The organism is Micromonospora sp. WMMC250 (assembly GCF_027460215.1).
Lineage (GTDB): Bacteria > Actinomycetota > Actinomycetes > Mycobacteriales > Micromonosporaceae > Micromonospora > Micromonospora taraxaci.
The window spans coordinates 2,520,898-2,546,465 of the sequence record NZ_JAPZBJ010000002.1 but is presented as its reverse complement, the minus strand read 5'-3'; the positions used below and the strand labels follow the sequence as shown (position 1 = coordinate 2,546,465).

At 72.1% G+C, this 25,568-nt stretch carries 21 protein-coding genes; 19 read left to right on the top strand and 2 right to left on the bottom strand.

Annotation, left to right across the window (positions count from 1 at the left end; all coding sequences use genetic code 11):
* Nucleotides 1-411, top strand: a complete 411-nt coding sequence (gene nusB / locus O3438_RS11020) for a transcription antitermination factor NusB (RefSeq protein ID WP_269683617.1) — start codon at nt 1-3, stop codon at nt 409-411.
* Nucleotides 412-480: 69 nt separating this feature from the next.
* On the opposite strand, the gene bldD is transcribed toward nusB, so the two are convergent.
* The gene (bldD, locus tag O3438_RS11015) at nt 481-969 is read right to left on the bottom strand and encodes a transcriptional regulator BldD (RefSeq protein ID WP_007458348.1); all 489 of its coding nucleotides are present in this window, start codon (nt 967-969) and stop codon (nt 481-483) included.
* Between the two features lie 290 nt (nt 970-1,259).
* Between bldD and pyrR the strand changes: the two genes are divergently transcribed.
* The 16 genes from pyrR (at nt 1,260) to O3438_RS10935 (ending at nt 20,731) form a co-directional block, all read left to right on the top strand.
* Entirely contained in the window at nt 1,260-1,844 is a 585-nt protein-coding gene (gene pyrR, locus O3438_RS11010; RefSeq protein WP_269679876.1) for a bifunctional pyr operon transcriptional regulator/uracil phosphoribosyltransferase PyrR, read from the top strand.
* On the top strand, nt 1,841-2,767 hold the full coding sequence (locus O3438_RS11005) for an aspartate carbamoyltransferase catalytic subunit (protein WP_145783713.1): 927 nt from the start codon (nt 1,841-1,843) through the stop codon (nt 2,765-2,767). The genes pyrR and O3438_RS11005 overlap by 4 nt, the downstream gene beginning before the upstream one ends.
* Entirely contained in the window at nt 2,764-4,041 is a 1,278-nt protein-coding gene (locus O3438_RS11000) for a dihydroorotase (RefSeq protein WP_269679875.1), read from the top strand. Before O3438_RS11005 ends, O3438_RS11000 begins: the two co-directional genes overlap by 4 nt.
* A complete protein-coding gene (carA, locus tag O3438_RS10995) occupies nt 4,041-5,204 on the top strand; it encodes a glutamine-hydrolyzing carbamoyl-phosphate synthase small subunit (RefSeq protein ID WP_269679874.1) in 1,164 nt (387 codons plus the stop codon). The genes O3438_RS11000 and carA overlap by 1 nt, the downstream gene beginning before the upstream one ends.
* Nucleotides 5,197-8,589 (top strand): carbamoyl-phosphate synthase large subunit, encoded by a 3,393-nt coding sequence (carB, locus tag O3438_RS10990; protein ID WP_269679873.1) that lies wholly within the window; start codon nt 5,197-5,199, stop codon nt 8,587-8,589. Before carA ends, carB begins: the two co-directional genes overlap by 8 nt.
* Complete coding sequence (locus O3438_RS10985; RefSeq protein ID WP_269679872.1) at nt 8,586-9,632, top strand: quinone-dependent dihydroorotate dehydrogenase; 1,047 nt, start codon at nt 8,586-8,588, stop codon at nt 9,630-9,632. Before carB ends, O3438_RS10985 begins: the two co-directional genes overlap by 4 nt.
* Before the next feature lie 391 nt (nt 9,633-10,023).
* A complete protein-coding gene (locus O3438_RS10980) occupies nt 10,024-11,298 on the top strand; it encodes an adenosylmethionine--8-amino-7-oxononanoate transaminase (protein WP_269679871.1) in 1,275 nt (424 codons plus the stop codon).
* 62 nt (nt 11,299-11,360) lie between these two features.
* A complete protein-coding gene (gene pyrF, locus O3438_RS10975) occupies nt 11,361-12,197 on the top strand; it encodes an orotidine-5'-phosphate decarboxylase (RefSeq protein ID WP_269679870.1) in 837 nt (278 codons plus the stop codon).
* 178 nt (nt 12,198-12,375) lie between these two features.
* Nucleotides 12,376-12,693 (top strand): integration host factor, actinobacterial type, encoded by a 318-nt coding sequence (mihF, locus tag O3438_RS10970; RefSeq protein WP_030335662.1) that lies wholly within the window; start codon nt 12,376-12,378, stop codon nt 12,691-12,693.
* A gap of 25 nt (nt 12,694-12,718) precedes the next feature.
* On the top strand, nt 12,719-13,252 hold the full coding sequence (locus tag O3438_RS10965; RefSeq protein WP_269679869.1) for a guanylate kinase: 534 nt from the start codon (nt 12,719-12,721) through the stop codon (nt 13,250-13,252).
* Nucleotides 13,253-13,316: 64 nt separating this feature from the next.
* The gene (gene rpoZ / locus O3438_RS10960; RefSeq protein WP_030335666.1) at nt 13,317-13,580 is read left to right on the top strand and encodes a DNA-directed RNA polymerase subunit omega; all 264 of its coding nucleotides are present in this window, start codon (nt 13,317-13,319) and stop codon (nt 13,578-13,580) included.
* A 14-nt stretch (nt 13,581-13,594) separates the two neighbouring features.
* Nucleotides 13,595-14,803: a bifunctional phosphopantothenoylcysteine decarboxylase/phosphopantothenate--cysteine ligase CoaBC gene (coaBC, locus tag O3438_RS10955; protein ID WP_269679868.1), complete on the top strand. Its 1,209-nt coding sequence runs from the start codon at nt 13,595-13,597 to the stop codon at nt 14,801-14,803.
* An 87-nt stretch (nt 14,804-14,890) separates the two neighbouring features.
* Entirely contained in the window at nt 14,891-16,084 is a 1,194-nt protein-coding gene (gene metK / locus O3438_RS10950) for a methionine adenosyltransferase (RefSeq protein WP_088947464.1), read from the top strand.
* Between the two features lie 59 nt (nt 16,085-16,143).
* A complete protein-coding gene (locus O3438_RS10945) occupies nt 16,144-18,060 on the top strand; it encodes a primosomal protein N' (RefSeq protein ID WP_269679867.1) in 1,917 nt (638 codons plus the stop codon).
* 256 nt (nt 18,061-18,316) lie between these two features.
* A complete protein-coding gene (locus O3438_RS10940) occupies nt 18,317-19,300 on the top strand; it encodes an AAA family ATPase (protein WP_269679866.1) in 984 nt (327 codons plus the stop codon).
* A 162-nt stretch (nt 19,301-19,462) separates the two neighbouring features.
* On the top strand, nt 19,463-20,731 hold the full coding sequence (locus tag O3438_RS10935) for a cytochrome P450 (protein WP_269679865.1): 1,269 nt from the start codon (nt 19,463-19,465) through the stop codon (nt 20,729-20,731).
* Between the two features lie 106 nt (nt 20,732-20,837).
* Here O3438_RS10935 and O3438_RS10930 read toward each other — a convergent pair whose 3' ends face one another.
* Nucleotides 20,838-22,160 carry a hypothetical protein gene (locus O3438_RS10930; protein WP_269679864.1) on the bottom strand — a complete coding sequence of 441 codons (1,323 nt, stop codon included), beginning with the start codon at nt 22,158-22,160 and terminating at the stop codon, nt 20,838-20,840.
* Nucleotides 22,161-22,402: 242 nt separating this feature from the next.
* Between O3438_RS10930 and O3438_RS10925 the strand changes: the two genes are divergently transcribed.
* Both O3438_RS10925 and def read left to right on the top strand, forming a co-directional pair.
* Nucleotides 22,403-24,898 (top strand): ATP-binding protein, encoded by a 2,496-nt coding sequence (locus O3438_RS10925; RefSeq protein ID WP_269679863.1) that lies wholly within the window; start codon nt 22,403-22,405, stop codon nt 24,896-24,898.
* Between the two features lie 109 nt (nt 24,899-25,007).
* Nucleotides 25,008-25,565, top strand: a complete 558-nt coding sequence (def, locus tag O3438_RS10920) for a peptide deformylase (protein ID WP_269679862.1) — start codon at nt 25,008-25,010, stop codon at nt 25,563-25,565.
* Nucleotides 25,566-25,568 lie beyond the last annotated feature (3 nt).

The following is a 25,568-nucleotide window of genomic DNA, read 5'->3' as shown; positions in this document are numbered from 1 at the left end:
ATGCCGGCGCGTCGCAAGGCGCGCAAGCGGGCGCTGGATGTCCTCTACGAGGCCGACCTGCGGGACAAGCCTCCGGTGGAGGTGCTCGCCGGCTACGTGCAGCGGATCGAGCAGCCCCGCCCGGAGCACCTGGGTTACGCGGTGAGCCTGGTCGAGGGTGTCGCCGAACACCTCAACCGGATCGACGAGCTGATCGCCAGCTACGCCGAGGGTTGGACGCTGGACCGGATGCCGGTCGTCGACCGGAATCTGGCCCGGATCGCCGTCTACGAGTTGCTCTACGTCGACGAGATCGACGACGCGGTGGCGATCAGCGAGGCCGTGGAGCTGGCCCGGCAGATGTCCACCGACGATTCGCCGCGCTTCCTCAACGGGGTGCTCGGCCGGATCGCGGAGTACGCCACCCGCTGATCGAAGCGGCACCACTATCGAAAAGGGCCCGTGCCGGATGGCACGGGCCCTTTCGGGTGGAGCTGTCGCTCAGGAGGCGAAGAACGCCCGGGGGTCGGCCACCAGCACGCCGTGCTCGGTGAGCCGCTCGATCAGGCCCGACGGTGAGGCGTCGTACACGATCGCGAGGGCCCGCAGGTCGTCGGCGCGGATGGAGAGCACCCGGCCGTTGTAGTCACCACGCTGCTGCTGGATGGCGCGGGCGTAGCGCGCGACGTAGGCCAGGTCCTCGGAGGCCTCGTCGTAGAGCCGCTCCAGGTCCAGGACGATCTTGCTGGTGGGCTCGTGCCGGACGCCACTGCCGTCAGGCAGCAACTCCGAGACGGGGACACGGTAGAACTCGGCCAACTCGGCCAGGCGGGACACCGTCACGGCCCGGTCGCCGCGCTCGTACGAGCCGACCACCACGGCCTTCCACCGCCCGTTCGACTTTTCCTCCACACCCTGCAGGGAGAGACCCTGCTGCTGGCGGATGGAGCGCAGGCGGGCGCCCAGCGACTTGGCGTATTCAGAGGGCATTCGGACACTCCCAGTGCTGCTCGGGGTTCTCCCGTCGATCGCTACGGAGCGTGACGGTACGGGGAATGGGACACCTGGTCAAGTGGTCGTGACCCTACCGTTGGGGAGCGTCCGGGAAGTTATCCCCTTTTCGTGGTCCTGACCCGGTGGTCAGTGGCCGCCGTCCATCGGCCCGGTGACCACTGGTAACGTGGCGTGAAGCCCCGGCTCAGGTCCGCTCCCGCGGTCCGGCCGGAGGTGCCCGACATCCTTTAACGACCCGTCCCGTGAGGCGGGGAAGGAGGTCCGCCGTGGCATACCCACCGGCTGCCCGCTCGTCACCACCGCGACAACCCTCGGTGAAGGTGATCCTCGCCAGCGCCGACGTGCAACGCGTGGTCGACCGCATCGCCCACCAGATCCTGGAGAAGACCCAGGGTGCCGCCAACACGGTGCTTCTTGGGATTCCCACGAGAGGTACCCCTCTGGCGCGGCGGCTCGCCGACCGGATCAGCACCTTCGAGGACGTCGCCGTGCCCGTCGGTGTGCTCGACATCACCCTCTACCGCGACGACCTGCGCCGGCAGGCCACCCGCGCGGTCGGCCCGACCGAGTTGCCCTCCAGCGGCATCGACGGCAAGCGGGTCATCCTCGTCGACGACGTGCTGTTCTCCGGCCGCACCGTCCGGGCCGCGCTCGACGCGCTCAACGACGTCGGCCGCCCGGCCTCCGTCCAGCTCGCCGTCCTGGTCGATCGCGGTCACCGGGAGCTGCCGATCCGCGCCGACTACGTCGGCAAGAACATCCCGACCTCGCTCGCCGAGAGCGTGAAGGTGACGCTCGCCGAGATCGACGGCGTGGACGAGGTCAAGCTCTACGGGGGTCCCACCTCATGATCAAGCATCTGCTCTCCGGCGCGGACCTGGACGCCGCCACCGCCACCGAGATCCTGGACACCGCCGCCGAGATGGCCACCGTCGCCGGCCGGGAGATCAAGAAACTGCCCGCGCTGCGCGGCCGGACCGTGGTGAACCTCTTCTACGAGGACTCCACCCGTACCCGGATCTCGTTCGAGGCGGCGGCGAAGCGCCTCAGCGCCGACGTGATCAACTTTTCCGCGAAGGGGTCCAGCGTCACCAAGGGCGAGAGCCTGAAGGACACCGCGTTGACCCTGCAGGCCATGGGCGCCGACGCCGTCGTCGTCCGGCACCCCGCCTCCGGCGCTCCGCACCGGTTGGCCAACTGGGTCGACGGTTCGGTCGTCAACGCCGGCGACGGCACCCACGAACACCCCACCCAGGCGCTGCTGGACGCGTACACCATGCGGGCCCGGCTGGGCCGGCTGGCCGGTCTGTCGGTCGCGGTGGTCGGGGACGTGCTGCACTCCCGGGTGGCCCGCTCCAACGTGCTGCTGCTCTCCACCCTCGGCGCCAAGGTCACCCTGGTCGGCCCGCCGACGCTCATCCCGGTCGACATCGCGGGCGCCCTCGCGCCCGGCACCGACGTCTCCTACGACCTCGACTCCGTCCTGCCCAACGTGGACGTGGTGATGATGCTGCGGGTGCAGCGGGAGCGGATGAATGACTCCTACTTCCCCTCCGCGCGCGAGTACGCGCGCCGCTACGGGCTGGACGGCCCCCGGATGCGACGGCTGCCCGAGCACGCGATCGTCATGCACCCCGGCCCGATGAACCGGGGTATGGAGATCACCGCCGAGGTCGCCGACTCACCCCGCTCCACGATCGTCGAACAGGTCACCAACGGGGTCTCCGTGCGGATGGCTGTCCTTTACCTGCTGCTCGGAGGGAACAACCGGTGAGCGCGTACCTGATCACCAACGTGAGCGTCGTCGGTGGCCCGCCGACCGACCTGCTGATCCGCGACGGCGTGGTCGCCGAGGTCGCCGACAACCTGTCCGCGCCGGACGCCACTGTCGTCGACGGCACCGGGCTGGTCGCCCTGCCCGGCCTGGTCGACCTGCACACCCACCTGCGCGAACCCGGTCGGGAGGACGCCGAGACCGTCGAGTCCGGATCCCGCGCCGCCGCACTCGGCGGTTACACGGCGGTCTGCGCCATGGCCAACACCTCCCCGGTCGCGGACACCGCCGGTGTGGTCGAGCAGGTCTGGCGGCTCGGCCGGGAGGCCGGCCTGGTCGACGTGCAACCGATCGGCGCGGTCACCGTCGGGCTGGCCGGCGAGCGCCTGGCCGAGCTGGGCGCGATGGCCGACTCGGCGGCCCGGGTGCGGATCTTCTCCGACGACGGGCACTGCGTCGCCGACCCGAAGCTGATGCGCCGGGCCCTGGAGTACGTCAAGGCGTTCGACGGGATCATCGCCCAGCACGCCGAGGAGCCCCGGCTCACCGAGGGCGCCCAGATGCACGAGGGTGAGGTTTCCACCCGCCTCGGGCTGATCGGCTGGCCGGCGGTCGCCGAGGAGGCGATCATCGCCCGCGACGTGCTGCTCGCCGAACACGTCGGCAGCCGACTGCACGTCTGCCACGTCTCCACCGCCGGCAGCGTCGAGGTGCTGCGCCAGGCAAAGGCACGAGGGGTACGCGTCACCGCCGAGGTCACCCCGCACCACCTGCTGCTCACCGACGAGCGCGCCGAGACCTACGACCCGGTCTTCAAGGTCAACCCGCCGCTGCGGACGGCCGCGGACATCGCCGCGTTGCATGCCGCGCTTGCCGACGGGGTGATCGACATCATCGCCACCGACCACGCCCCGCACGCCGTGGAGGACAAGGAGTGCGAGTGGGCGTACGCCCGGCCGGGGATGCTCGGTCTGGAGACGGCCCTGTCCATCGCGCTCGACGTGCTCGGCCCCGAGTGGGACCTGATCGCCGAGCGGATGTCGCGTACCCCCGCCCGGATCGCGGGGTTGACCGGGCACGGCGTCGACCCGGCACCCGGCGTGCCGGCCAACCTGACAGTGGTCGACCCGGCCGCCCGCCGCACCATCGAACCGGCGGAGCTGGCCAGTCGCAGTCGCAACACCCCGTACGCCCGCATGACGCTGCCGGGTCGCATCGTGGCGACCTTCCTGCGCGGCGAGCCGACGGTCCTGGACGGAAAGGCAGTCAAGTAATGGCCAAGCGCAGGCCCGCGATTCTCGTACTCGAGGACGGGCGCACGTTCCCCGGTGAGGCGTACGGCAGCGTCGGGGAGACCTTCGGTGAGGCGGTTTTCAACACCGGCATGACCGGCTACCAGGAGACGCTCACCGACCCGTCGTACCACCGGCAGGTGGTGGTGCAGACCGCGCCGCACATCGGCAACACCGGCGTCAACGGCGAGGACGACGAGTCCGGCCGGATCTGGGTGGCCGGTTACGTGGTGCGCGACCCGGCCCGGATCGGCTCGAACTGGCGGGCCACCGGCGGCCTCGAGGACCGCCTCGCCACCGAGGGTGTGGTGGGCATCAGCGGGGTGGACACCCGGGCGCTGACCCGGCACCTGCGCGAGCGCGGCGCCATGCGCGTCGGCATCTCCAGCGTCGAGAAGGACCCGCAGAGCCTGCTGGCCCGGGTCCGGCAGTCACCGCAGATGGTCGGCGCGGACCTGTCCGCCGAGGTGAGCACCGCCGAGCCGTACGTCGTCGAGGCTCTCGGCGAGCACCGGTTCACAGTGGCGGCGCTGGATCTCGGCATCAAGCGCAACGTGCCCCGTCGGCTCGCCACGCGCGGGGTGACCACCCACGTGCTGCCGGCCTCGTCGACGATCGAGCAGCTCCTGGCCACCGGCGCCGACGCGATCTTCCTGTCGCCCGGCCCCGGCGACCCGGCCACTGCCGACGGCCCGGTGGCGCTGGCCCGGGAGGCGCTGCGGCGGGAGGTGCCGCTGTTCGGTATCTGCTTCGGCAGTCAGATCCTCGGCCGGGCGCTCGGCTTCGGCACCTACAAGCTGGGCTACGGCCACCGTGGGATCAACCAGCCGGTGCTCGACCGGGCCACCGGCAAGGTCGAGGTGACCAGCCACAACCACGGCTTCGCCGTGCAGGTCCCCGGTGCCGGTGTCGGCGCTGTCGTGCCCGACCAGGTGATCGACACCGACTTCGGCGGCGTTCAGGTGTCCCATGTCTGCCTCAATGACAACGTGGTCGAGGGGCTGCGGGCGATCGACGTGCCCGCCTTCACCGTCCAGTACCACCCGGAGGCGGCGGCCGGCCCGCACGACGCCGACTACCTCTTCGACCGTTTCGCCGAGCTGATCGGAAGCCGGCAGCAGAGCAAGGGGCGCAGCAATGCCTAAGCGGACCGATCTCAAGCACATCCTGGTGATCGGCTCGGGGCCGATCGTCATCGGGCAGGCCTGCGAGTTCGACTACTCCGGCACCCAGGCCTGTCGGGTGCTGCGCAGTGAGGGGATCCGGGTCAGCCTGGTCAACTCCAACCCGGCCACGATCATGACGGACCCGGAGTTCGCCGACGCTACCTACGTCGAGCCGATCACCCCGGAGTTCGTGGAGCTGGTCATCGCCAAGGAACGCCCGGACGCGATCCTGGCGACCCTCGGCGGGCAGACCGCGCTGAACACGGCCGTCGCCCTGCACGAGGGCGGCATCCTCGAGAAGTACGGCGTGGAGTTGATCGGCGCGAACATCGACGCCATCAACCGCGGCGAGGACCGGCAGCTGTTCAAGGAGATCGTGGCGAAGGCCGGCGTACGCCTGGGTGTCGAGGACCCGAACGGGTTGGTGCCCCGCTCCCGGGTCTGCCACTCGATGGAGGAGGTCGAGGCGACGGTCGCCGAGCTGGGTCTGCCGGTGGTGATCCGGCCGTCGTTCACCATGGGTGGCCTGGGTTCCGGCATGGCGCACACCGCGGAGGACCTGGCCCGCATCGCCGGCGACGGTCTCGCCGCCAGCCCGGTGCACGAGGTGCTCATCGAGGAGAGCGTGCTCGGTTGGAAGGAGTACGAACTCGAACTGATGCGCGACCGGCACGACAACGTGGTGGTGGTCTGCTCGATCGAGAACGTCGACCCGATGGGCGTGCACACCGGCGACAGCGTCACCGTGGCCCCGGCCATGACGCTCACCGACCGGGAGTACCAGCGCCTGCGTGACCTGGGCATCGCGGTGCTCCGCGAGGTCGGGGTGGACACCGGCGGCTGCAACATCCAGTTCGCGGTCAACCCGGTCGACGGCCGGATCGTCGTGATCGAGATGAACCCCCGGGTGTCCCGCTCGTCGGCGCTGGCGTCCAAGGCGACCGGCTTCCCGATCGCGAAGATCGCCGCGAAGCTGGCCATCGGTTACACCCTCGACGAGATCCCCAACGACATCACCCTGAAGACCCCGGCGGCCTTCGAGCCGACCCTGGACTACGTGGTGGTGAAGATCCCCCGGTTCGCGTTCGAGAAGTTCCCCGGCGCGGACCCGGAGCTGACCACCACGATGAAGTCGGTGGGCGAGGCGATGAGCCTCGGGCGTAACTTCACCGAGGCGCTGAACAAGGCGATGCGCTCGATGGAGACGAAGTCGGCGGGCTTCTGGACCACTCCGGACCCGGAGGGCGTCACCCTCGCGGACACCCTGGCCGCCCTGCGGATCCCGCACGACGGCCGGCTGTACACGGTGGAGCGGGCGCTGCGCCTCGGCGCGTCGATCGCCGAGGTCGCCGAGGCCTCCGGCGGGATCGACCCGTGGTTCCTCGACCAGATCGCCGCGCTGATCGAGCTGCGCGCGGAGATCGTGGACGCGCCGGTGCTCGACGCCGACCTGCTGCGCCAGGCCAAGCGGGCCGGCCTGTCCGACCGGCAACTCGCCGCGCTGCGCCCGGAGCTGGCCGCCGAGGATGGCGTACGGACCCTGCGGCACCGCCTCGACGTGCGTCCGGTCTACAAGACGGTGGACACCTGCGCGGCCGAGTTCGAGGCGACCACGCCGTACCACTACTCGACGTACGACCTGGAGACCGAGGTCGTGCCGTCGAACCGGCCGAAGGTGCTGATCCTGGGCTCCGGCCCGAACCGGATCGGCCAGGGCATCGAGTTCGACTACTCCTGCGTGCACGCGGTACAAGCGCTGCGAAGCGCGCCGATCGGTGCAGCCGCTGCGTCCGGTTCCGGTGCCGCAGGCACCGGTTTTGAGACCGTCATGGTCAACTGCAACCCGGAGACCGTCTCCACCGACTACGACACCGCCGACCGGCTCTACTTCGAGCCGCTGACGTTCGAGGACGTCCTGGAGGTCTGGCACGCCGAGGACTCGTCCGGCCGGGCGGCAGGCGGGCCGGGCGTGGTCGGGGTGGTCGTGCAGCTCGGCGGTCAGACGCCGCTGGGGCTGGCGCAGCGGCTCAAGAACGCGGGCGTGCCGATCGTCGGCACCTCCCCGGAGTCGATCCACCTGGCCGAGGAGCGCGGCGCGTTCGGCGCGGTGCTGGCCCGGGCCGGGCTGCGCGCGCCCGCGCACGGCATGGCCACCTCCTACGACGAGGCCAAGACGATCGCCGACGAGATCGGCTACCCGGTGCTGGTCCGGCCGTCGTACGTGCTGGGCGGGCGGGGCATGGAGATCGTCTACGACGACCCGACGCTGCGCGACTACATCGGACGGGCCACCGACATCTCCCCGGACCACCCGGTGCTGGTGGACCGGTTCCTCGACGACGCCATCGAGATCGACGTGGACGCGCTCTGCGACGCCGACGGCGAGGTCTACATCGGTGGCGTGATGGAGCACATCGAGGAGGCCGGCATTCACTCCGGCGACTCGTCCTGCGCGTTGCCGCCGATCACCCTCGCGGGCTCGCACCTGGCCGAGGTTCGCCGCTACACCGAGGCCATCGCGCGTGGCGTCGGCGTCCGTGGCCTGCTCAACGTGCAGTACGCGCTCAAGGACGACGTGCTCTACGTCCTGGAGGCCAACCCGCGGGCGTCGCGGACCGTTCCGTTCGTCTCCAAGGCGACGGCAGTGCCGCTGGCCAAGGCGGCGGCGCGGATCGCGCTCGGCGCGAGCATCGCCGAGCTGCGCGCCGAGGGTCTGCTGCCGGCGACCGGTGACGGGGGCACGATGCCCGCCGACGCGCCGGTCGCGGTCAAGGAGGCGGTGCTGCCGTTCAAGCGTTTCCGGACCCGTGCGGGCAAGGGGATCGACTCGCTGCTCGGCCCGGAGATGAAGTCGACGGGCGAGGTGATGGGCATCGACACCAACTTCGGGCACGCGTTCGCCAAGAGCCAGTCGGCGGCGTACGGGTCGCTGCCGACCGGCGGGAAGATCTTCGTGTCGGTGGCCAACCGGGACAAGCGCGGCATGATCTTCCCGATCAAGCGGCTGGCAGACCTGGGCTTCGAGATCGTCGCGACCACCGGCACGGCCGAGGTGCTGCGCCGGCACGGCATCGCCTGCGAGCAGATCCGCAAGCACTACCAGGCCGGCGAGGGAGACGACGCGGTGTCGCTGATCGGCGGCGGCCACGTGGCGCTGGTGATCAACACGCCGCAGGGTTCGGGCGCCAGCGCCCGCTCCGACGGCTACGAGATCCGCAGCGCGGCCGTCACCGCTGACATCCCCTGCATCACCACAGTGCCCGGGGCCGCTGCGGCCGTGATGGGCATCGAGGCGCGGATCCGGGGCGACATGCGGGTACGTCCGCTGCAGGACCTGCACGCCACCCTGCGGGCGGCCCAGTGACGGTGTTCGAGCGGGTCGTACGACCCGGGTTGTTCCGGCTCGGGGGTGGGGACGCCGAGGCGGCGCACGAGTGGACGCTGCGGCGGTTGGCCGCCCTGTCGCGGCGTCCCGCCGCCCTGGCCGCGCTGCGGGCCCGGTACGCGGTCGACGCGCCGCGCACGGTGTTCGGCGTGCGGTTCCCCAACCCGGTCGGGTTGGCCGCCGGCATGGACAAGGACGGTGCGGCGTTGCCGGCCTGGCCGGCGCTGGGCTTCGGTTTCGTCGAGGTCGGCACGGTCACCGCGCACGCCCAGCCGGGCAACCCGCGACCGCGGCTGTTCCGCCTGCCGGCCAGCGAGGCGGTGGTCAACCGGATGGGCTTCAACAACGCCGGCGCCGCCGCGTTGGCCGCCCGGCTGGCGGCGCTGCCGCGCCCGCTCGGGGTGCCGTTGGGCATCTCGCTGGGCAAGTCCAAGGTCACCCCGATCGACGAGGCGGTCGAGGACTACCTCGCGTCGTACCGGGCGCTGCGCGGGCACGGTGACTACTTCGCGGTGAACGTGTCCTCACCGAACACTCCGGGCCTGCGCTCCCTGCAGGACCGCGCCCACCTGGACGCGCTGCTCGGCGCGTTGGTGGGGGAGAAGCCGGTGCTGGTCAAGATCGCCCCTGACCTGACCGAGGCGGCGATCGCCGAACTGCTGGAGGTCTGCCTGGCCCGGGGCGCGGCCGGGGTGATCGCCACCAACACCACGCTGTCCCGCGACGGGCTCGCCGCCGTGGACGTCGAGCGTGGGGAGCAGGCCGGTGGTCTGTCCGGTCGACCGTTGACCGGCCGCGCCCGGGAGGTGGTGGCCTTCGTGCATCGGGAGACCGGTGGTCGGTTGCCCATCATCGGGGTCGGTGGGGTGCTCGACCCGGACGACGCCACCCGGATGTTCGACGCCGGAGCCTCGCTGGTGCAGCTCTACACCGGCTTCATCTACCGGGGCCCGGACCTGGTCCGGGCCGCCGCCCGGGCGAGTGCCACGGCGGTGACACCGGATCCGGTCGCCGGCCGGTGACCGCACGCGGTGTGGTGCCGGCTCGGCCCGACCCGGTGCCGAGCCGGCTCCGCGCCAAGGAGCCCACCCCTGCTACGGATCCTTTGCTCTGCACCCGCGGATGCACCACAGCCGTCACAAGGTTGCTCTGCACCCGTGGGTGCACCACCACCGCCCGGTTGCTCTGCACCCTTCGGTGCACCACCGCCCGCCTGAGCGCGACACCCGGCCGCCGGGTGTCGGTGTCTGCGGTGTCGCGTCCGGCGGTGTCGGGTGCTGCGGTGTCGGGTGCTGCGGCGTCGCGTCCTGGGGTGTCGCACCCGTGGGTGCAGAGCAAAGGCGGCGACGGAGTGGCTCGACCGGCCGAAGGACGACCGACGTCCGGCCGGTTCGCGCCCCGAAAGGAGTACGTGTGACCCCCGAGGAGATCCTGGCCGTCGACCGGGACCATGTCTGGCATCCGTACGCGGCACTGCCGCCGGCCAACCCGCCGTACGTGGTGCGCAGCGCCGAGGGCGTACGCCTGCGGCTGGCCGACGGCCGTGAGCTGGTGGACGGGATGTCGTCCTGGTGGGCGGCGATCCACGGGTACCGGCACCCGGTGCTGGACGCGGCGGTCACCGACCAGCTCGGACGGATGAGCCACGTGATGTTCGGCGGGCTCACCCACGAGCCCGCCGTGCAGCTCGCCCGCACCCTGGTCGAGCTGACGCCGGAGGGCCTGGAGCACGTGTTCCTGGCCGACTCCGGGTCGGTCAGCGTCGAGGTGGCGGTGAAGATGTGCCTGCAGTACCAGCGGGCCGTCGGGCAGCCGCAGCGGCGTCGGTTGGCGACCTGGCGGGGCGGCTACCACGGTGACACGTTCCACCCGATGAGCGTCTGCGACCCGGAGGGCGGGATGCACCACCTCTGGGGCGACGTGCTGCCGCGACAGGTGTTCGCCCCGGTGCCGCCGGGCGGCTTCGACGACCCACCCGACGACGCGTACGTAGCGGCACTGGCGGAGACCGTCGAGCGGCACGCCCACGAACTGGCCGCCGTGATCGTCGAGCCGGTCGTCCAGGGCGCTGGCGGGATGCGCTTCCACCACCCGGGTTACCTCCGGGTGCTGCGGGAGGTGACCCGCGCCCACGGAGTGCTGTTGATCTTCGACGAGATCGCCACCGGTTTCGGCCGTACCGGTGCGATGTTCGCCGCCGAGCACGCCGGGGTGACCCCGGACGTGCTGTGCGTGGGCAAGGCGCTCACCGGGGGCTACCTGACGCTGGCGGCGACGCTCTGCACCCCGGAGATCGCCCGGGGCATCTCCGCCGCCGGGGTGCTGGCGCACGGACCCACGTTCATGGGCAACCCCCTGGCCTGCGCGGTGGCCAACGCCTCCATCGGTCTGCTGCGGGCCGGGGACTGGGCGGGGCAGGTCGCCAGGGTCGGCGCCGGCCTGCGCGCCGGCCTGGAGCCGCTGCGCGGTACGCCGGGCGTCGCCGACGTGCGGGTGCTCGGCGCGATCGGGGTGGTCCAGCTGGATCACGAGGTCGACCTCGGCGCGGCCACCGCCGCCGCAGCCGGGCAGGGGGTGTGGCTGCGGCCGTTCCGCGACCTGGTCTACACGATGCCGCCGTACGTCACCGACGACGCCGACCTGGCCCGGATCGCCGCCGGTGTGGCGGCGGCCGTGGCGGCCGGCTGAACACACGGGTACATCCCGGGAGGCGCGTCGCCGCCCGGACGACAAGAGAGAGGGAGCACCGGATGGAGAGCTTCGGAACCCGGCTGCACCGGGCAATGGTCGAGCGGGGGCCACTGTGTGTGGGCATCGACCCGCATCCCGGTCTGCTGGCCCGTTGGGGCCTCGCCGACGACGTCCAGGGCCTAGACCGCTTCACCCAGACCGTCGTGGAAGCCCTCGGTGACCGGGTTGCGGTGGTCAAGCCTCAGTCGGCCTTTTTCGAGCGGTTCGGGTCCCACGGCGTGGCCGTTCTTGAGTCAACTATCCGACAGTTACGAGATGCCGGCTCGCTCGTTCTCCTCGACGTCAAACGCGGCGACATCGGCTCGACGGTGAGCGCGTACGCCTCCGCGTACCTTGATCCATCCAGCCCGATGTATGTCGACGCGGTCACCGCGAGCCCCTACCTGGGAGTAGGTTCGCTGGCCCCGATGTTCGAGTCGGCCGCCCAGCACGGCGGCGGCGTCTTCGTGCTGGCCCTCACCTCCAACCCCGAGGGCGCGGCCGTGCAGCAGGCCCGTGCGGCCGACGGCCGCACCGTGGCGCAAACGGTGATCGACGAGATTTCCCAGCTCAACAGGGGTGCGACCCCCCTCGGGAGCTTCGGTCTGGTGGTCGGGGCGACCATCGGTGACACCGGTCACGACCTCACCGGCGTAGGGGGTCCACTGCTCGCCCCGGGCCTCGGCGCGCAGGGTGGCGGGGCAGCGGATCTGCGGACCGTCTTCGGTTCGAGCCTCGCCTCGGTGCTCCCGTCGTACTCCCGGGAGGTGCTCTCGGCGGGCCCCGACGTCGCTGCCCTGCGGGCCGCCGCGGACCGGGTGTTGGCCGACTGTCGGGCCGTTCTGCCTGCCCTCTGACTGACTGACGGGTCGGTCACTTTGCGTTGATCATGGGCCCCCCACGTTGCCGAAAGCTCCGTTGACCGCTAGTTTTCCCCGCGCTGGGAACCACGGACCCCTTGGTTCACAGCGACACCACGTTTCACAGATGCGGCGGTGCGCCCCGCCCGCCGCGATAGGGACCTGAGGAGAACTGGTGCCGCTCCCGTCACTGACCCCCGAACAACGCGCTGCCGCGCTCGAGAAGGCCGCGGAGATCCGCAAGGCCCGTGCTCAGCTGAAGGAGCAGCTCAAGCAGGGCAAGACCACCCTCGGTGCTGTCCTTGAGCGCGCCGAGAGCGACGACGTCGTCGGCAAGCTCAAGGTTTCGGCCGTCCTGCAGGCCATGCCGGGCATCGGCAAGATCCGGGCTACCCAGATCATGGAGAAGCTCAAGATCGCCGACAGCCGTCGCCTGCGTGGCCTCGGCGAGCAGCAGCGCAAGGCACTGCTTGGAGAGTTCGCCGCCAACTGAACCTGGCAGCGTGTAGAAACAAGCAGTGAGCACGGATGACGAGGCGCGCCCGGCGGCTCGGCTCACTGTCCTGGCTGGACCTTCGGGTTCCGGCAGGGAGAGTGTCGTCGAGCTCGTCCGGGCGCGTTCTCCGTCCGTGTGGTTGCCGGTACCGGCGACCACACGGCCGCGCCGCGAGTCGGAGATCGACGGTGTTGACCGCGTCTTCCTCGCCCCGGCCGAGTTCGACCGCCGGCTCGTCGCGGGCGAGCTGTTGGAGTGGTCCCGGATCGGCTCGTACCGCCGGGGCACCCCGTACCCACCGTTGCGCGCCCGGCTCGACGCCGGGCAACCGGTGCTCCTTCCGCTGGACCTTCCCGGCGCTCCGCTGGTGCGCGCGCGCCTGCCGGCCTCCCGTCTGGTGCTGCTGAGCCCACCCGGTTACCGACCCGACGCCCAGGTGGCGGCGGCCTTCGAACACACGCTGACGCACGACCTCACTGAGCGGGTCGTCGAAGAGCTGGTAGGCTTACTCGGTTCTTCTTATCCGGATCCGACCTGGTCTCGCGTGCGTGGCTGACGGTCGGCCGCCGTTGAGACTCAGCACCGCGTTCGCGCGGTTCGAAAGACGCAGAGGTTAATTCGTGGGATCCATCGCCAACCCCGAAGGCATCACCAACCCGCCGATCGACGAGCTCCTCGAGAAGACGACGTCGAAGTACGCGCTGGTCATCTTCGCCGCCAAGCGCGCGCGCCAGGTCAACGCCTACTACAGCCAGCTCGGTGAGGGTCTGCTGGAGTACGTCGGCCCGCTCGTCGAGACCACCCCTCAGGAGAAGCCCCTCTCCATCGCCATGCGCGAGATCAACTCGGGCCTGCTCACCGCCGAGCCGACCGACCAGCCGTAAGCCCTCGCTGGCCGATGTCCGCCTCGATCGTCCTCGGGGTCGGCGGCGGCATCGCCGCCTACAAGGCGTGCGAGCTGCTGCGACTCTTCACCGAATCCGGTCACCGGGTTCGGGTCGTGCCGACCGCGTCGGCGCTCCGGTTCGTCGGGGCGCCGACCTGGGCGGCGCTCTCCGGTCAGCCGGTCGCCGACGACGTCTGGACCGACGTCCACGAGGTGCCGCACGTCCGCCTCGGTAAGCAGGCCGACCTGGTGGTGGTCGCGCCGACCACCACCGACCTGCTCGCGAAGGCCGCCCACGGGCTCGCCGACGACCTGCTGACCAACACCCTGCTGACCGCCCGCTGCCCGGTGCTGCTCGCCCCGGCCATGCACACCGAGATGTGGGAGCACCCGGCCACCGTGGCCAACGTCGCCACGCTGCGCTCCCGGGGTGTGCGGGTCATCGACCCCGCGGTCGGCCGGCTCACCGGCGCCGATACCGGCAAGGGTCGGCTGCCCGACCCGGCGGAGATCTTCGCCGTGGCCCGGCAGGTGCTGGCCCGGGGCGGCTCCGCCCCCGCCGACCTGGCCGGCCGTCGGGTGGTCGTCACCGCGGGCGGCACCCGGGAGCCGTTGGACCCGGTCCGCTTCCTGGGCAACCGCTCCTCCGGCAAGCAGGGGTACGCGTTCGCCCGCGCCGCCGTCGCCCGGGGCGCCCGGGTCACACTGATCGCGGCCAACGTGTCCCTTCCCGACCCCGCCGGCGTCGACCTGATCAGGGTCGGCACCACTGCCGAGTTGCGGGAGGCGACGGTCAAGGCTGCCGTCGAGGCCGACGCGGTGGTGATGGCGGCGGCTCCGGCCGATTTCCGGCCGGCCACGTACGCGCCTGGCAAAATCAAGAAGTCCGACGATGGTGTCGCGCCCACCATCGACCTCGTGACGAACCCCGACATCGCGGCGGAGCTCGGCCAGCGCAAGCGCCCGGAGCAACTGCTCGTGGTGTTCGCCGCCGAGACCGGCGACGCCGAGGCCAACGGCCGGGCGAAACTCGCCCGGAAACGGGCCGACCTCATCGTGATCAACGAGGTCGGTCCGGACCTGGTCTTCGGCGCCGACACCAACACGGTGACGGTCATCGGCGCGGACGGCTCGGTCGCCCATCTGCCCGAGCAGGCCAAGGAGTCCGTGGCCGACGCGGTATGGGATCTCGTCGTGGCGCGGCTACCCGGCAGTTCCTGACGGGTGGTAAAGGGCGCGACCGATCCCGACACCAGCCGCAGTGGTGATTAGACTGCCGCGGAACGACCTCACACGCTTAGGAGTGCCGTGACACGCCGTCTCTTCACGTCCGAATCGGTCACGGAAGGCCACCCGGACAAGATCGCCGACCAGATCAGCGATGGCATCCTCGACGCGCTGCTGGCCGAGGATCCGCACAGCCGGGTGGCGGTCGAGACCATGATCACCACCGGCCAGGTGCACATCGCCGGCGAGGTGACCACCAAGGCGTACGCCGACATCCCGACGATCGTCCGTCGGACCATCCTGGACATCGGCTACGACTCGTCGAAGAAGGGCTTCGACGGGGCCTCCTGCGGGGTCAGCGTCTCCATCGGCGCGCAGTCCGAGGACATCGCGCAGGGCGTGGACAACGCCTTCGAGCTGCGTACCGGGGCGTCGGAGAGCGCGCTGGACGCGCAGGGCGCCGGCGACCAGGGCATGATGTTCGGCTTCGCCTGCTCGGAGACTCCCGAGCTGATGCCGCTGCCGATCGCCCTCGCGCACCGACTGGCCCGTCGGCTCGCCGCGGTCCGCAAGGACGGCACGATCCCCTACCTGCGCCCGGACGGCAAGACCCAGGTCACCATCGAGTACGAGGGGCTGCGCCCGGTCCGGCTGAACACCGTCGTCGTGTCCAGCCAGCACGCCGCCGACATCTCCCTGGACTCGCTGCTCACCCCGGACGTGCGTGACCACGTCATCGCCCCGGAGCTGGAGAGCCTCGGTCTGGACACCGAGGGCTACCGGCTGCTGGTCAACCCGACCGGGCGGTTCGAGATCGGCGGCCCAATGGGTGACGCTGGGCTCACCGGCCGCAAGATCATCGTGGACACCTACGGCGGGTACGCCCGCCACGGCGGTGGCGCGTTCTCCGGCAAGGACCCGTCGAAGGTGGACCGGTCGGCCGCGTACGCCATGCGCTGGGTCGCCAAGAACGTGGTCGCCGCCGGCCTGGCCGAGCGGTGCGAGGCGCAGGTCGCCTACGCCATCGGCAAGGCGCACCCGGTCAGCCTGTTCATCGAGACGTTCGGCACCGAGACCGTGCCGGTCTCCTCGATCGAGAAGGCCGTCACCGAGGTGTTCGACCTGCGCCCGGCCGCGATCATCCGGGACCTCAACCTGCTCCGCCCGATCTACCAGCAGACCGCCGCGTACGGCCACTTCGGCCGCGAGTTGCCGGACCTGACCTGGGAGAGCACCGACCGGGCCGCCGACCTCAAGTCGGCCGCGGGAGCCTGACCGCCACCAGGCGTAGCGACCGGCGACCCGCGGACGGGTCGCCGGTCGCGCGCGTCTGCGTGGATGTCGGACTGGCGCACCTGGACCGGCCGTTCGACTACCTGGTGCCGGCTGAGCTGGACGAGGTGGCGGTGCCCGGCACCCGGGTGAAGGTGCGCTTCGCCGGGCAGCTCGTCGACGGCTGGTTGCTGTCCCGCGCCGACGACTCGGGGCACACCGGCCGCCTCGCGTACCTGGAGAAGGTGGTGTCGCCGGAGCCGGTGCTGGCGCCCGAGATCGCCGGGCTGGCCCGCGTGGTCGCCGACCGGTACGCGGGCAACCTCGCCGACGTGCTCCGGCTCGCCGTGCCGCCCCGGCACGCCCGGGTGGAGAAGGAACCCCGCGACGACCAGCCCGCTGCGGCGGCGGTCGCCGAGGACGCGGTGGTCGACCCGCGCGGCTGGCAGGACTACCCGACCGGCCCCGCGCTGCTGCGGGCGCTCACCGACGGGCGGGCTCCCCGCGCGGTCTGGTCGGCGCTGCCGGGCGAGGACTGGGCGGCCCGCTACGCCGACGCGGTGGCCGCCACCGTGGCCGGGGGGCGCGGCGCTGTCGTCGTGGTGCCCGACGCCCGCGACCTCGACCGGCTGGACGCCGCGCTCACCGCCGTCCTCGGGGAGGGGCGGCACGTCAGCCTCACGGCCGCGCTCGGGCCGGCGCGCCGCTATCGCGCGTTCCTCGCCGCCCGCCGGGGGCGGGTCCCGGTGGTGATCGGCACCCGGGCGGCGATGTTCGCCCCGGTGGACCGCCTCGGTCTGGTCGCCGTCTGGGACGACGGCGACGACCTGCACTCCGAGCCCCGGGCGCCCTATCCACACGCCCGCGACGTGCTGCTCACCCGCGCCCAGCTCGCCGAGGCCGGTGCGCTGGTCGGGGGTTACGCGCGCAGCGCCGAGGCGCAGCTGCTGCTGGAGACGGGCTGGGCGCGGGAGGTGGTCGCCGACCGCGCGACAGTGCGTGCTCGCATCCCGGCCATCGCGCCGACCGGCGACGACCCCCAACTGGCCCGCGACCCCGGGGCCGCCACCGCTCGACTGCCCAGCCTGGCCTGGACGGCCGCCCGCGACGCCCTCCGTCAGGACCTGCCGGTGTTGGTGCAGGTGCCCCGGCGCGGCTACCTGCCGTCGATCTCCTGCGCCGACTGCCGTACCCCGGCCCGTTGCGCGCACTGCGCCGGCCCGCTCGCGCTGCCCTCGGCCGGCGGCACCCCGGCCTGCCGGTGGTGCGCCCGGGTGGCCGCCGCGTACGCCTGCCCGCAGTGCGGTGGACGGCGGTTGCGGGCGGCGGTGACCGGTGCCCGGCGGACCGCCGAGGAGATGGGCCGGGCGTTCCCGGGCGTGCCGGTGCGCACGTCGGGGCGCGAGGAGGTGCTGGCCGACGTTTCCGGCGGGGCGGCCCTGGTGGTGGCGACGCCGGGTGCCGAACCGGTCGCCGAGGGCGGCTACGGAGCGGTGCTGCTGCTCGACTCGTGGGCCCTGCTGACTCGGGCCGACCTGCGCGCCGGCGAGGAGGCGCTGCGGCGCTGGCTGGCCGCGGCGGCGCTGGCCCGGCCGGCCCCGGCGGGGCGGGTGGTGGTGGTCGCCGACGGCGCGCTCGCCCCGGTGCAGGCGCTGCTGCGCTGGGACGCCGCCTGGTTCGCCGGCCGGGAGTTGGCCGAGCGCCGGGAGTTGGGCTTCCCTCCGGCCGTCCGGATGGCGAGCGTCACCGGCCCGGCCGAGGCGGTGGCGGACCTGCTCACCGCGGCCCGGCTGCCCGAGGACGCCGAGGTGCTCGGGCCGGTGCCGGCCGAGGAGGGACGGGAACGGATGCTGGTCCGGGTGCCCCGGGCCCGGGCTGCCGCGCTCGCCGAGGCGTTGCACTCGGCGGCCGGCGCTCGTGCCGCCCGCAAGGCCGCCGACCCGGTCCGTCTCCAGGTCGATCCGCTGAGCCTGTTCTGAGGAGTTTCGGCTGGTGCCGGCGGCTGCGGACCCCGCCTGTCGGGAGTGGCCTCGCACACTGCGTCCGGCAGGGGGGTGGCGTCGGAGTGGTAGCATCGCCCGTCATGCCGAGGCGTACGGCGGCTCCAGGTCGCGACGGAGCGTCAAGACGCGCTCAGTCGGGGCCGCCACGGGCTGTCGCGACGATGGCGGGAACGCGTCGGTCGGACGCGGTGTCGATGATGTCAATGAGCCGGTGATCAGGGGTGGACAAGTCGTGACCGTTGGACAATCGATCGTCTTCAACGGCGACCTCGGCAGCGGCAAGAGCACCGTGTCGGTCGAGATCGCCAAGCGGCTCGGGATGCGCCGGGTCAGCGTGGGGGACCTCTACCGGGAGATGGCGCAGCAGCGGCAGATGACCGCTCTGCAGCTCAATCTGCACGCCGAGCTAGACCAGGCCGTCGACGGCTACGTCGACCAGCTCCAGCGGGACATCGCCGCCTCCGGTGAGCGCCTCGTCATGGACTCCCGGCTGGCCTGGCACTTCTTCACCGACGCGCTCAAGGTGCACATGATCACCGAGCCGGGTGAGGCGGCCCGTCGGGTGCTCGCCCGGCCCTCCGGTCCGGCGGAGAGCTACGCCTCGATGGAGGAGGCCAAGGCCAAGCTCCGGGAGCGCAGCGCCAGTGAGCGCAGCCGGTTCATCATCCGGTACGGCGTGGACAAGGCCCGACTGCGCAACTACGACCTGATCTGTGACACCACCCGGGCGACCGCGTCCGAGGTGATCGAGCACATCATCGCCGCGTACGAGGGGACGCTCGGAGCTGAGGTGCTGCGGGACGCGCCACCGCTGCTGCTGCTCGACCCGGCCCGCGTCTACCCGACCGAGGACATCGCCACCCTGCGGGGTCTGTGGGACACCGACTTCGTCGGCGACGTGGCCGAGGCCGGCGACGAGGCCCTCGAACCGTTGAAGATCGGGTTCACCGGCGAGTACTTCTTCGTCGTCGACGGTCACCGTCGGCTCAGCGCCGCCCTGCAGAACGGGTTCTCCCTCGTCCCCGCCCAGTTGGTCGCCGAGGTCGACGAGCCGGTCGTGGGTGGGATGACGGCGATCGACTACTTCGCCGCCCAGGTCCGCCCCGGCCTGATCTACGACTGGGAGGCGGCTCACAAGATCCAGCTTCCGCTGCCCGAGCCGGCGTTGCTCCGCGGTGACGCGGTCCTCGCCGGGGACCCGAGCGCCGGCGCCTGAGCCCTGGCGGCCGGTGCCAGACCCGCCGGCCGGTGTCAGACCCGCCAGTGCCCGACCCCCGCCGCTGTCCGGGCTCGGCGTCGACTGCGTGGCCCTGGGGGCTGCTAGATGGCGGCCGCACCGGGATGATGGAACCTCCGACGCATCGACGGGGGGCCGGCCATGGAGGCTGCCGAGGCGCTGACACTGCTCATGTCGCCGCAGGGGCGCGTCGACCCGTACCCGACGTACGAGCGGCTGCGCGCCCACGGGGCCGTGGTGCAGGCGTTACCGGGTCTGTACGTGGTGACCGGTTACCCGGAGGTCGACGAGCTGTTGCGCGACCCCCGGCTCGGGGTGCTCGACGACGCGCTCCGGGACCAGGTCTGGCCGAACTGGCGGCAGAGCCCGGCGGTGTCGTCGATCGCCCGGTCCATGCTGCGGACCAACCCGCCCGACCACAGCCGGATGCGTCGGCTGGCCGCCGGGGCGTTCAGTCCACGCCGGATCGCCGGCATGCGCGACGTGGTGCGGGCGCAGGCCGAGGAGCTGCTCGACGTGATGGTCGACAGAGCCGCGGGCGGCGCTCCGGTGGACATACTGGCCGACTTCGCGTACCCCCTGCCGGTCGGGGTGATCTGCGCGCTGCTCGGCGTACCCGCGGCTGACCGGCCGTTGTTCCGCCGGTGGGCCGGTGACCTGACCGGGGTGCTGGAGCCGGAGATAACTCCCGAGGAGTTGACGGTCGCCGACGCGGGGGCCTCCGAGCTGCGCGACTACTTCGTCGAGCTGATCGTCGCCCGGCGGCGGGCACCGGCCGACGATCTGACCACCGCGCTGGTCCAGGTGCACGACGCCGACGGCGACCGGCTCACCGGGGACGAACTGCTGGCCAACCTGGTGGTGCTGCTGGTGGCCGGCTTCGAGACCACTACCAACCTGCTCGGCAACGGTCTCGTCGTGCTGCTGCGTCACCCGGCCGCCGCCGCCGAGCTGCGCGCCGATCCCGCGCTCGCCCCGGCGTACGTCGAGGAGCTGCTGCGCTACGACTCGCCGGTGCAGTTGACCACCCGCACCAGCACGGCGCCGGTGCGCTGCGGCGGGCTCGACCTTCCGTCCGGCAGCACGGCGTTGCTGCTGCTCGGCGCGGCGAACCGCGACCCGCGCCGGTTTGCCGACCCGCGGCGTTTCGACCCAACGCGGGACCATGGGCACCCGTTGTCCTTCGGCGCCGGCCCGCACTACTGCCTCGGCGCGGGCCTGGCCCGGCTGGAGGCGCAGCTGGCGTTCCCGATGCTGCTGCGCCGCCTCCCCGAGTTGGCGCTGGTCGAGCCGCCCCGGCACCGGACCCGGCTGACCCTGCGTGGCTACGAGAGCCTGCTGGTGTCGCTGGGCACGCCGGCCGTCGCCGATCGGGGCGCGTCGGCCGGTGTCCGGGGGAGCACTCCGTAGCCGGGCAGCTGGCTGCCCGCGCCGGACAACAGCGAAGGGCCGGGCCGGTGCGCTGGTGTGCGCACCGACCCGGCCACCGGGTCGAACGGCGGGTCGCCGAGCTACCTCAGCCGAGGACGACGCCCGTGGCGCCGACGCCGGCCATACCCGAGAAGATGTCCTCGTAGTAGAACCGCCAGGCGCAGACCCGCCCGCTGGTGACGTAGCCGGTGCAGGTCGTCGACGTGTTGGTGTCGTCGATGGCGGTGTTGGTGCCGGTCGCCCAGACCTGGAGGGTGTTAGCCGCGTTCACGATCTCCACCGGGCCACCGCTGTCGCCCTGACCGACGGCGTTGGCGCGGGTGGTGTTCTCCGCCTGGACCTGCCCGCAGACCTGGCCGAAGTCGCGCACGTTGATGCACAGGTTGCGGGCCTTCACCTGGATCGAGCAGCGGGTGCCGGAGTACGCGCCGGAGGTGCACACCCAGTTGCCGACCTGGCTGGCCGACGCGCCGATCACCTGGTTGCTGAACTCACTGACCACGTCGCCGTTCGCGTTGGTGCTGTTGTTGAAGACCCGGCCGCCGGAGCCGCCCGACAGCAGCAGGGTGTCGGTGCCGGCGTTGCGGAAGCTGACGGTGCCCATCGCCTGCCCGGTCGGGTCGGTAGCGACGTTGTTGAGGTTGCCGCAGTGCGCGGCGGAGAGAATCCGGGCGTTCCCGTTCTTGAAGACCCCGAAGCCGGTCGAGCAGCCACCGCCGGTGGTGGCGTTGCGCCAGGCGGCACCGCCCCACCACGGCGCGGTGTCGTCCCACCGCGTCGCGGGCGCGGCGGCGACCTTGGTCTGCACGGTCACCGGCACGCCGGCCAGGGCCGTCGCGCCGAGAAGGCCGTCCTGCGTGCCGACGAGCAGGCCGGCGCCGTCGGCGCGCGGCCCGACAGTGGTGATCTCGTCGCCCGCCTTGGCCCGCAGGCGGTCGGTCGCGGCGAGGAGTTCCCGCTGGGAGTACGCGGCGGGCAGCACCTGCGTGGCGACGGTGGCCCGGGCGTTGGCCACCAGGTTGGCCGGCGGCTCACCCTTCCAGTAGACCTTCAGGTGGCGGTTGGTGGGGTCGGCGACGATGCCGGCGAAGCCGGAGTCGGCGCTGCGCTGCGCCGCGTTCGTGATCTGGGCGGCGGCGTTGTTCATGCGCTGCTGCAACCGGAGCAGCTCGGACCAGGAGGCGAAGCCGCCGGGCACCGGTGTGCTGTCGACGAACGACCCGGCGGTGGCGGCCTTGCCGCCCGGTGCGGCGATGCCAGCCTTGCCGCCCGGTGCGGCGTTGCTGTCCGGTGCGGCGGTGGCCGGTGCGGGCGTCACTCCCGCGACGAGCAGCGTGAGGCCGAACGCGGTGACGGCGATGCGACGCAGCATCGTGGTCCGCCGGACGGTCGGGTGTGGACGGATCATCAGGTACCTCTTCCCCCAGGGGTCGTGGAGCGGGTCGAACCCGCAGCAGGACGGTGGCACGGGACCCCGGCTTCACGTCGCGCATCCTGGACGGCACTGGACACCGCCGGACATCATCGGACGATCAATGGTCCGAAGTGGAACTGTCAGACATCGGCGGTCACCTATCGATGGGTGTGGAGGTGGAATTAGCCTGCCCGTGCGCATCCGGGGGGACCGGGTGACCGGGGGGTGGAAGCCGTATGTCCGACCAACGGGTACCGCCCGGCGCTCGACCGACGGAGCAGGGCTCACCCGGGTCGTTCGAGGTGGCCCGCGGCAGCTGTGACGTGCAGACACTGCCGGAGCTGGCCGGGCTGTTGCGCCAGTTGCGCCGCCGGGAGGCTCGGCAGGAGGGTGAGACCCAACTGACGTATCGGCAGCTGGCCGCCAAGACCGGCTGGTCACGGGGAATCATCGGGGAGTACTTCGCCGGCAACATCCTGCCTCCGCCGGAACGGTTCGACGTCCTCATCCGCCTGCTCGGGGCGACCCCCGCCGAGCAGGGGGCACTCGCCACCGCGCGAGACCGGGTCGAGGAGGGGCGCCGACGACCGAACCGGGACCACGCCGCGACCGGGCGGTCGGGCGCCGGGCCGGCCCGGGTCCGGGGCGGCGGCCAACGGGTCGGCACGACGTCGACCCGGCTGCCCGTGCCGCGCCAACTACCCCCGGCGCTACCCGGATTCATCGGACGTGTCGCCCAGCTCGCTCAGCTCGACGCCGAGTGCGTCAACCCCGCTCCGCCCGAGGACGGCGGTCCGGCGCCGGTGACCATCATGACGCTGTCCGGCACGGCCGGGGTCGGCAAGACGACCCTGGCGGTGTACTGGGCGCACCGGGTGGCCGACCGTTTCCCGGACGGCCAGCTCTATGTCGACCTGCGCGGCTTCGACTCCACCGGTACGGAGATGACCGCCGTCGAGGCGGTACGCGGGTTCCTCGAGGCCCTCGAGGTGCCGCCCGAACGCATACCCACCCACCTGACCGCGCAGGTGGGCCTCTACCGCAGCCTGCTCGCCAACCGCCGGATGCTGGTGCTGCTGGACAATGCCCGCGACATCGACCACGTTCGGCCCCTGCTGGTCGGCAGCCCGACCTGCCTGGTCCTGGTCACCAGCCGCAACCGGCTCGCCGGCCTGGTCGCCGCCGAGGGCGCCCGGCCGATCGGCGTCGGTCTGCTCAGTGCCGCCGAGTCCTGGCAACTGCTGGCCCGTCGGCTCGGCGCGCAGCGGTTGACGGTCGAGCCGACGGCGGTGGACGAAATCATCGAGCGGTGCGCGCGGCTGCCGCTGGCGCTGGCGGTGCTCGCCGCGAGGGGCGCGGCGAATCCGGCGTTCTCCCTGGCGGCCCTCGCCGCCGAGCTGCGCGAGGCGCCGCGCCCGCTGGACTCCTTCGACGGCGGGGATGCCAGCACCGACGTGCAGGCCGTCTTCTCCTGGTCGTACCGGAACCTGACACCGGCGGCGGCACGTCTGTTCCGGCTGTTCGGCTGCCACCCGGGGCCGGACATCGGGGTCGCCGCCGCGGCCAGCCTGGCCGGGCTGCCCCGGGCCCAGGTGCCGCGACTGCTAGCGGAGCTGGCCCACGCGCACCTGGTCACCGAGCATGCCCCCGGCCGGTTCGGGGCCCACGACCTGCTCCGGGCGTACGCGGCCGAGCAGGCCGAACGTCTCGAACCGGCGGAGTCCCGGCGGGCCGCGATCCGACGAGGGCTCGACCACTACCTGCACACCGCGCACGCGGCCGCGTTGCTGCTGCAGCCGGGTCGGGATCCGGTCACCCTGGCCGCCGCCGGGCCGGGCGTGATGCCCGAGGAGATCACCGACCACGGGCGGGCGCTCGCCTGGTTCACCGTCGAGCACCCGGTGCTGCTGGCGGCGGTCTCGTACGCGAGGCGTACCGGGTTCGACGGTCATGCCTGGCAGTTGGCCTGGACGTTGGTGGACTTCCTGCAACGCCGGGGGCGCTGGCCGGACCTGGTCCTCGCCCAGCAGGCCGCGCTGGCCGGGGCGCGGCGGGTGGGCGACCGGCTCGGGCAGGCGAACGCCCACCGGGACCTCGCCCGGGTGCTGTACCGGCTGGGACGCGTGGACGAGGCGGCGAGGAACTACCGGCAGGCGCTGGTGATCTTCGAGTCGTTGGGCGACCACACCGGGCAGGCGCGGACCCACCGGGCGTTCGGCGCGATGCTCGACGGGCTCGGCCGGTACGCCGAGGCGCTCGAGCACGGTGAACGTGCGCTGGCGCTGTACCAGGCCGCCGGGCACCTGGCGGGGGAGGCGAGCGCCCGCAACGCCGTGGGTTGGGCACACGCCCAGCTCGGCCAGTACGGGCCGGCACTCGCGCACTGCGGGGAGGCGTTGGCGCTGCTGCGCCCGACCGGTGACCGGCACGGGGAGGCGAACACCTGGGACAGTCTCGGCTTCATCCACGCCCAGTTGGGTGAGCACCGCGAGGCGATCCGCTGTTACGGGCGGGCGCTGCGGCTGTACCGGCGGATCAGCGACCGCTACGACGAGGCGGACACCCTGTCCCGGCTCGGGGTGAGCCGGCACGCGGCGGGCGACTCGGCCGGTGCGGTGCGAACCTGGCGGCGGGCGCTGGGCATCCTCGACGACCTCGGCCATCCGGACAGCGAGCGGGTACGGGACCTGCTGACCCGGGCCGAGTCCCCGGACGCGGGTGCCGGCCGGTGACGCTGGGCACACCGGCGGTCGCCGATCGAGGTACGCCGGCCGGTGGACGGCCGGGCACTCCGTAGACTGGTACGGCATCCCCGTCCGACCCATGAAGGAGCCACCCCGCGTGACCGTCCAGCCCATCCGTCTGTTTGGGGATCCGGTGCTGCGCACGCCGGCCGATCCGGTGGTCGACTTCGACGCCGAGCTGCGTCGGCTCGTCGCCGACCTCACCGACACGATGCGTGAGCAGAACGGCGCCGGCCTGGCCGCCCCGCAGCTCGGTGTGAGCCTGCGGGTGTTCGCCTTCGACGTCGACGACGTGCTCGGGCACCTGGTCAACCCCGTGCTCGAGTTCCCCGACGAGGAGGAGCAGGACGGCCCGGAGGGCTGCCTGTCCATCCCTGGGCTCTACTTCGACACCAAGCGCCGCCAGAACGTCATCGCCAAGGGCTTCAGCTCGTTCGGCGACCCGATGCAGATCGTCGGCACCGGCCTGATGGCCCGCTGTGTGCAGCACGAGACCGACCACCTCGACGGTGTGCTCTTCCTCGACCGGCTGGACGCCGCCGGTCGCAAGGAGGCCATGAAGGCGATCCGCCAGGCCGACTGGTACGACGCGGCAGCCCCGCCCACGGTCAAGCTCAGCCCGCACATCAGCGACCCCTTCGGTCTGGGTCGGTGACCG

Coding starts and splice junctions, on each gene's coding strand:
- bldD (WP_007458348.1), bottom strand. CDS start 969: ATGCCCTCTGAATACGCCAAGTCGCTGGGCGCCCGCCTGCGCTCCATC.
- O3438_RS11005 (WP_145783713.1), top strand. CDS start 1,841: ATGATCAAGCATCTGCTCTCCGGCGCGGACCTGGACGCCGCCACCGCC.
- O3438_RS10935 (WP_269679865.1), top strand. CDS start 19,463: ATGGAGGCTGCCGAGGCGCTGACACTGCTCATGTCGCCGCAGGGGCGC.
- carA (WP_269679874.1), top strand. CDS start 4,041: ATGGCCAAGCGCAGGCCCGCGATTCTCGTACTCGAGGACGGGCGCACG.
- O3438_RS10930 (WP_269679864.1), bottom strand. CDS start 22,160: ATGATCCGTCCACACCCGACCGTCCGGCGGACCACGATGCTGCGTCGC.
- O3438_RS10925 (WP_269679863.1), top strand. CDS start 22,403: ATGTCCGACCAACGGGTACCGCCCGGCGCTCGACCGACGGAGCAGGGC.
- nusB (WP_269683617.1), top strand. CDS start 1: ATGCCGGCGCGTCGCAAGGCGCGCAAGCGGGCGCTGGATGTCCTCTAC.
- pyrF (WP_269679870.1), top strand. CDS start 11,361: ATGGAGAGCTTCGGAACCCGGCTGCACCGGGCAATGGTCGAGCGGGGG.
- coaBC (WP_269679868.1), top strand. CDS start 13,595: ATGTCCGCCTCGATCGTCCTCGGGGTCGGCGGCGGCATCGCCGCCTAC.
- carB (WP_269679873.1), top strand. CDS start 5,197: ATGCCTAAGCGGACCGATCTCAAGCACATCCTGGTGATCGGCTCGGGG.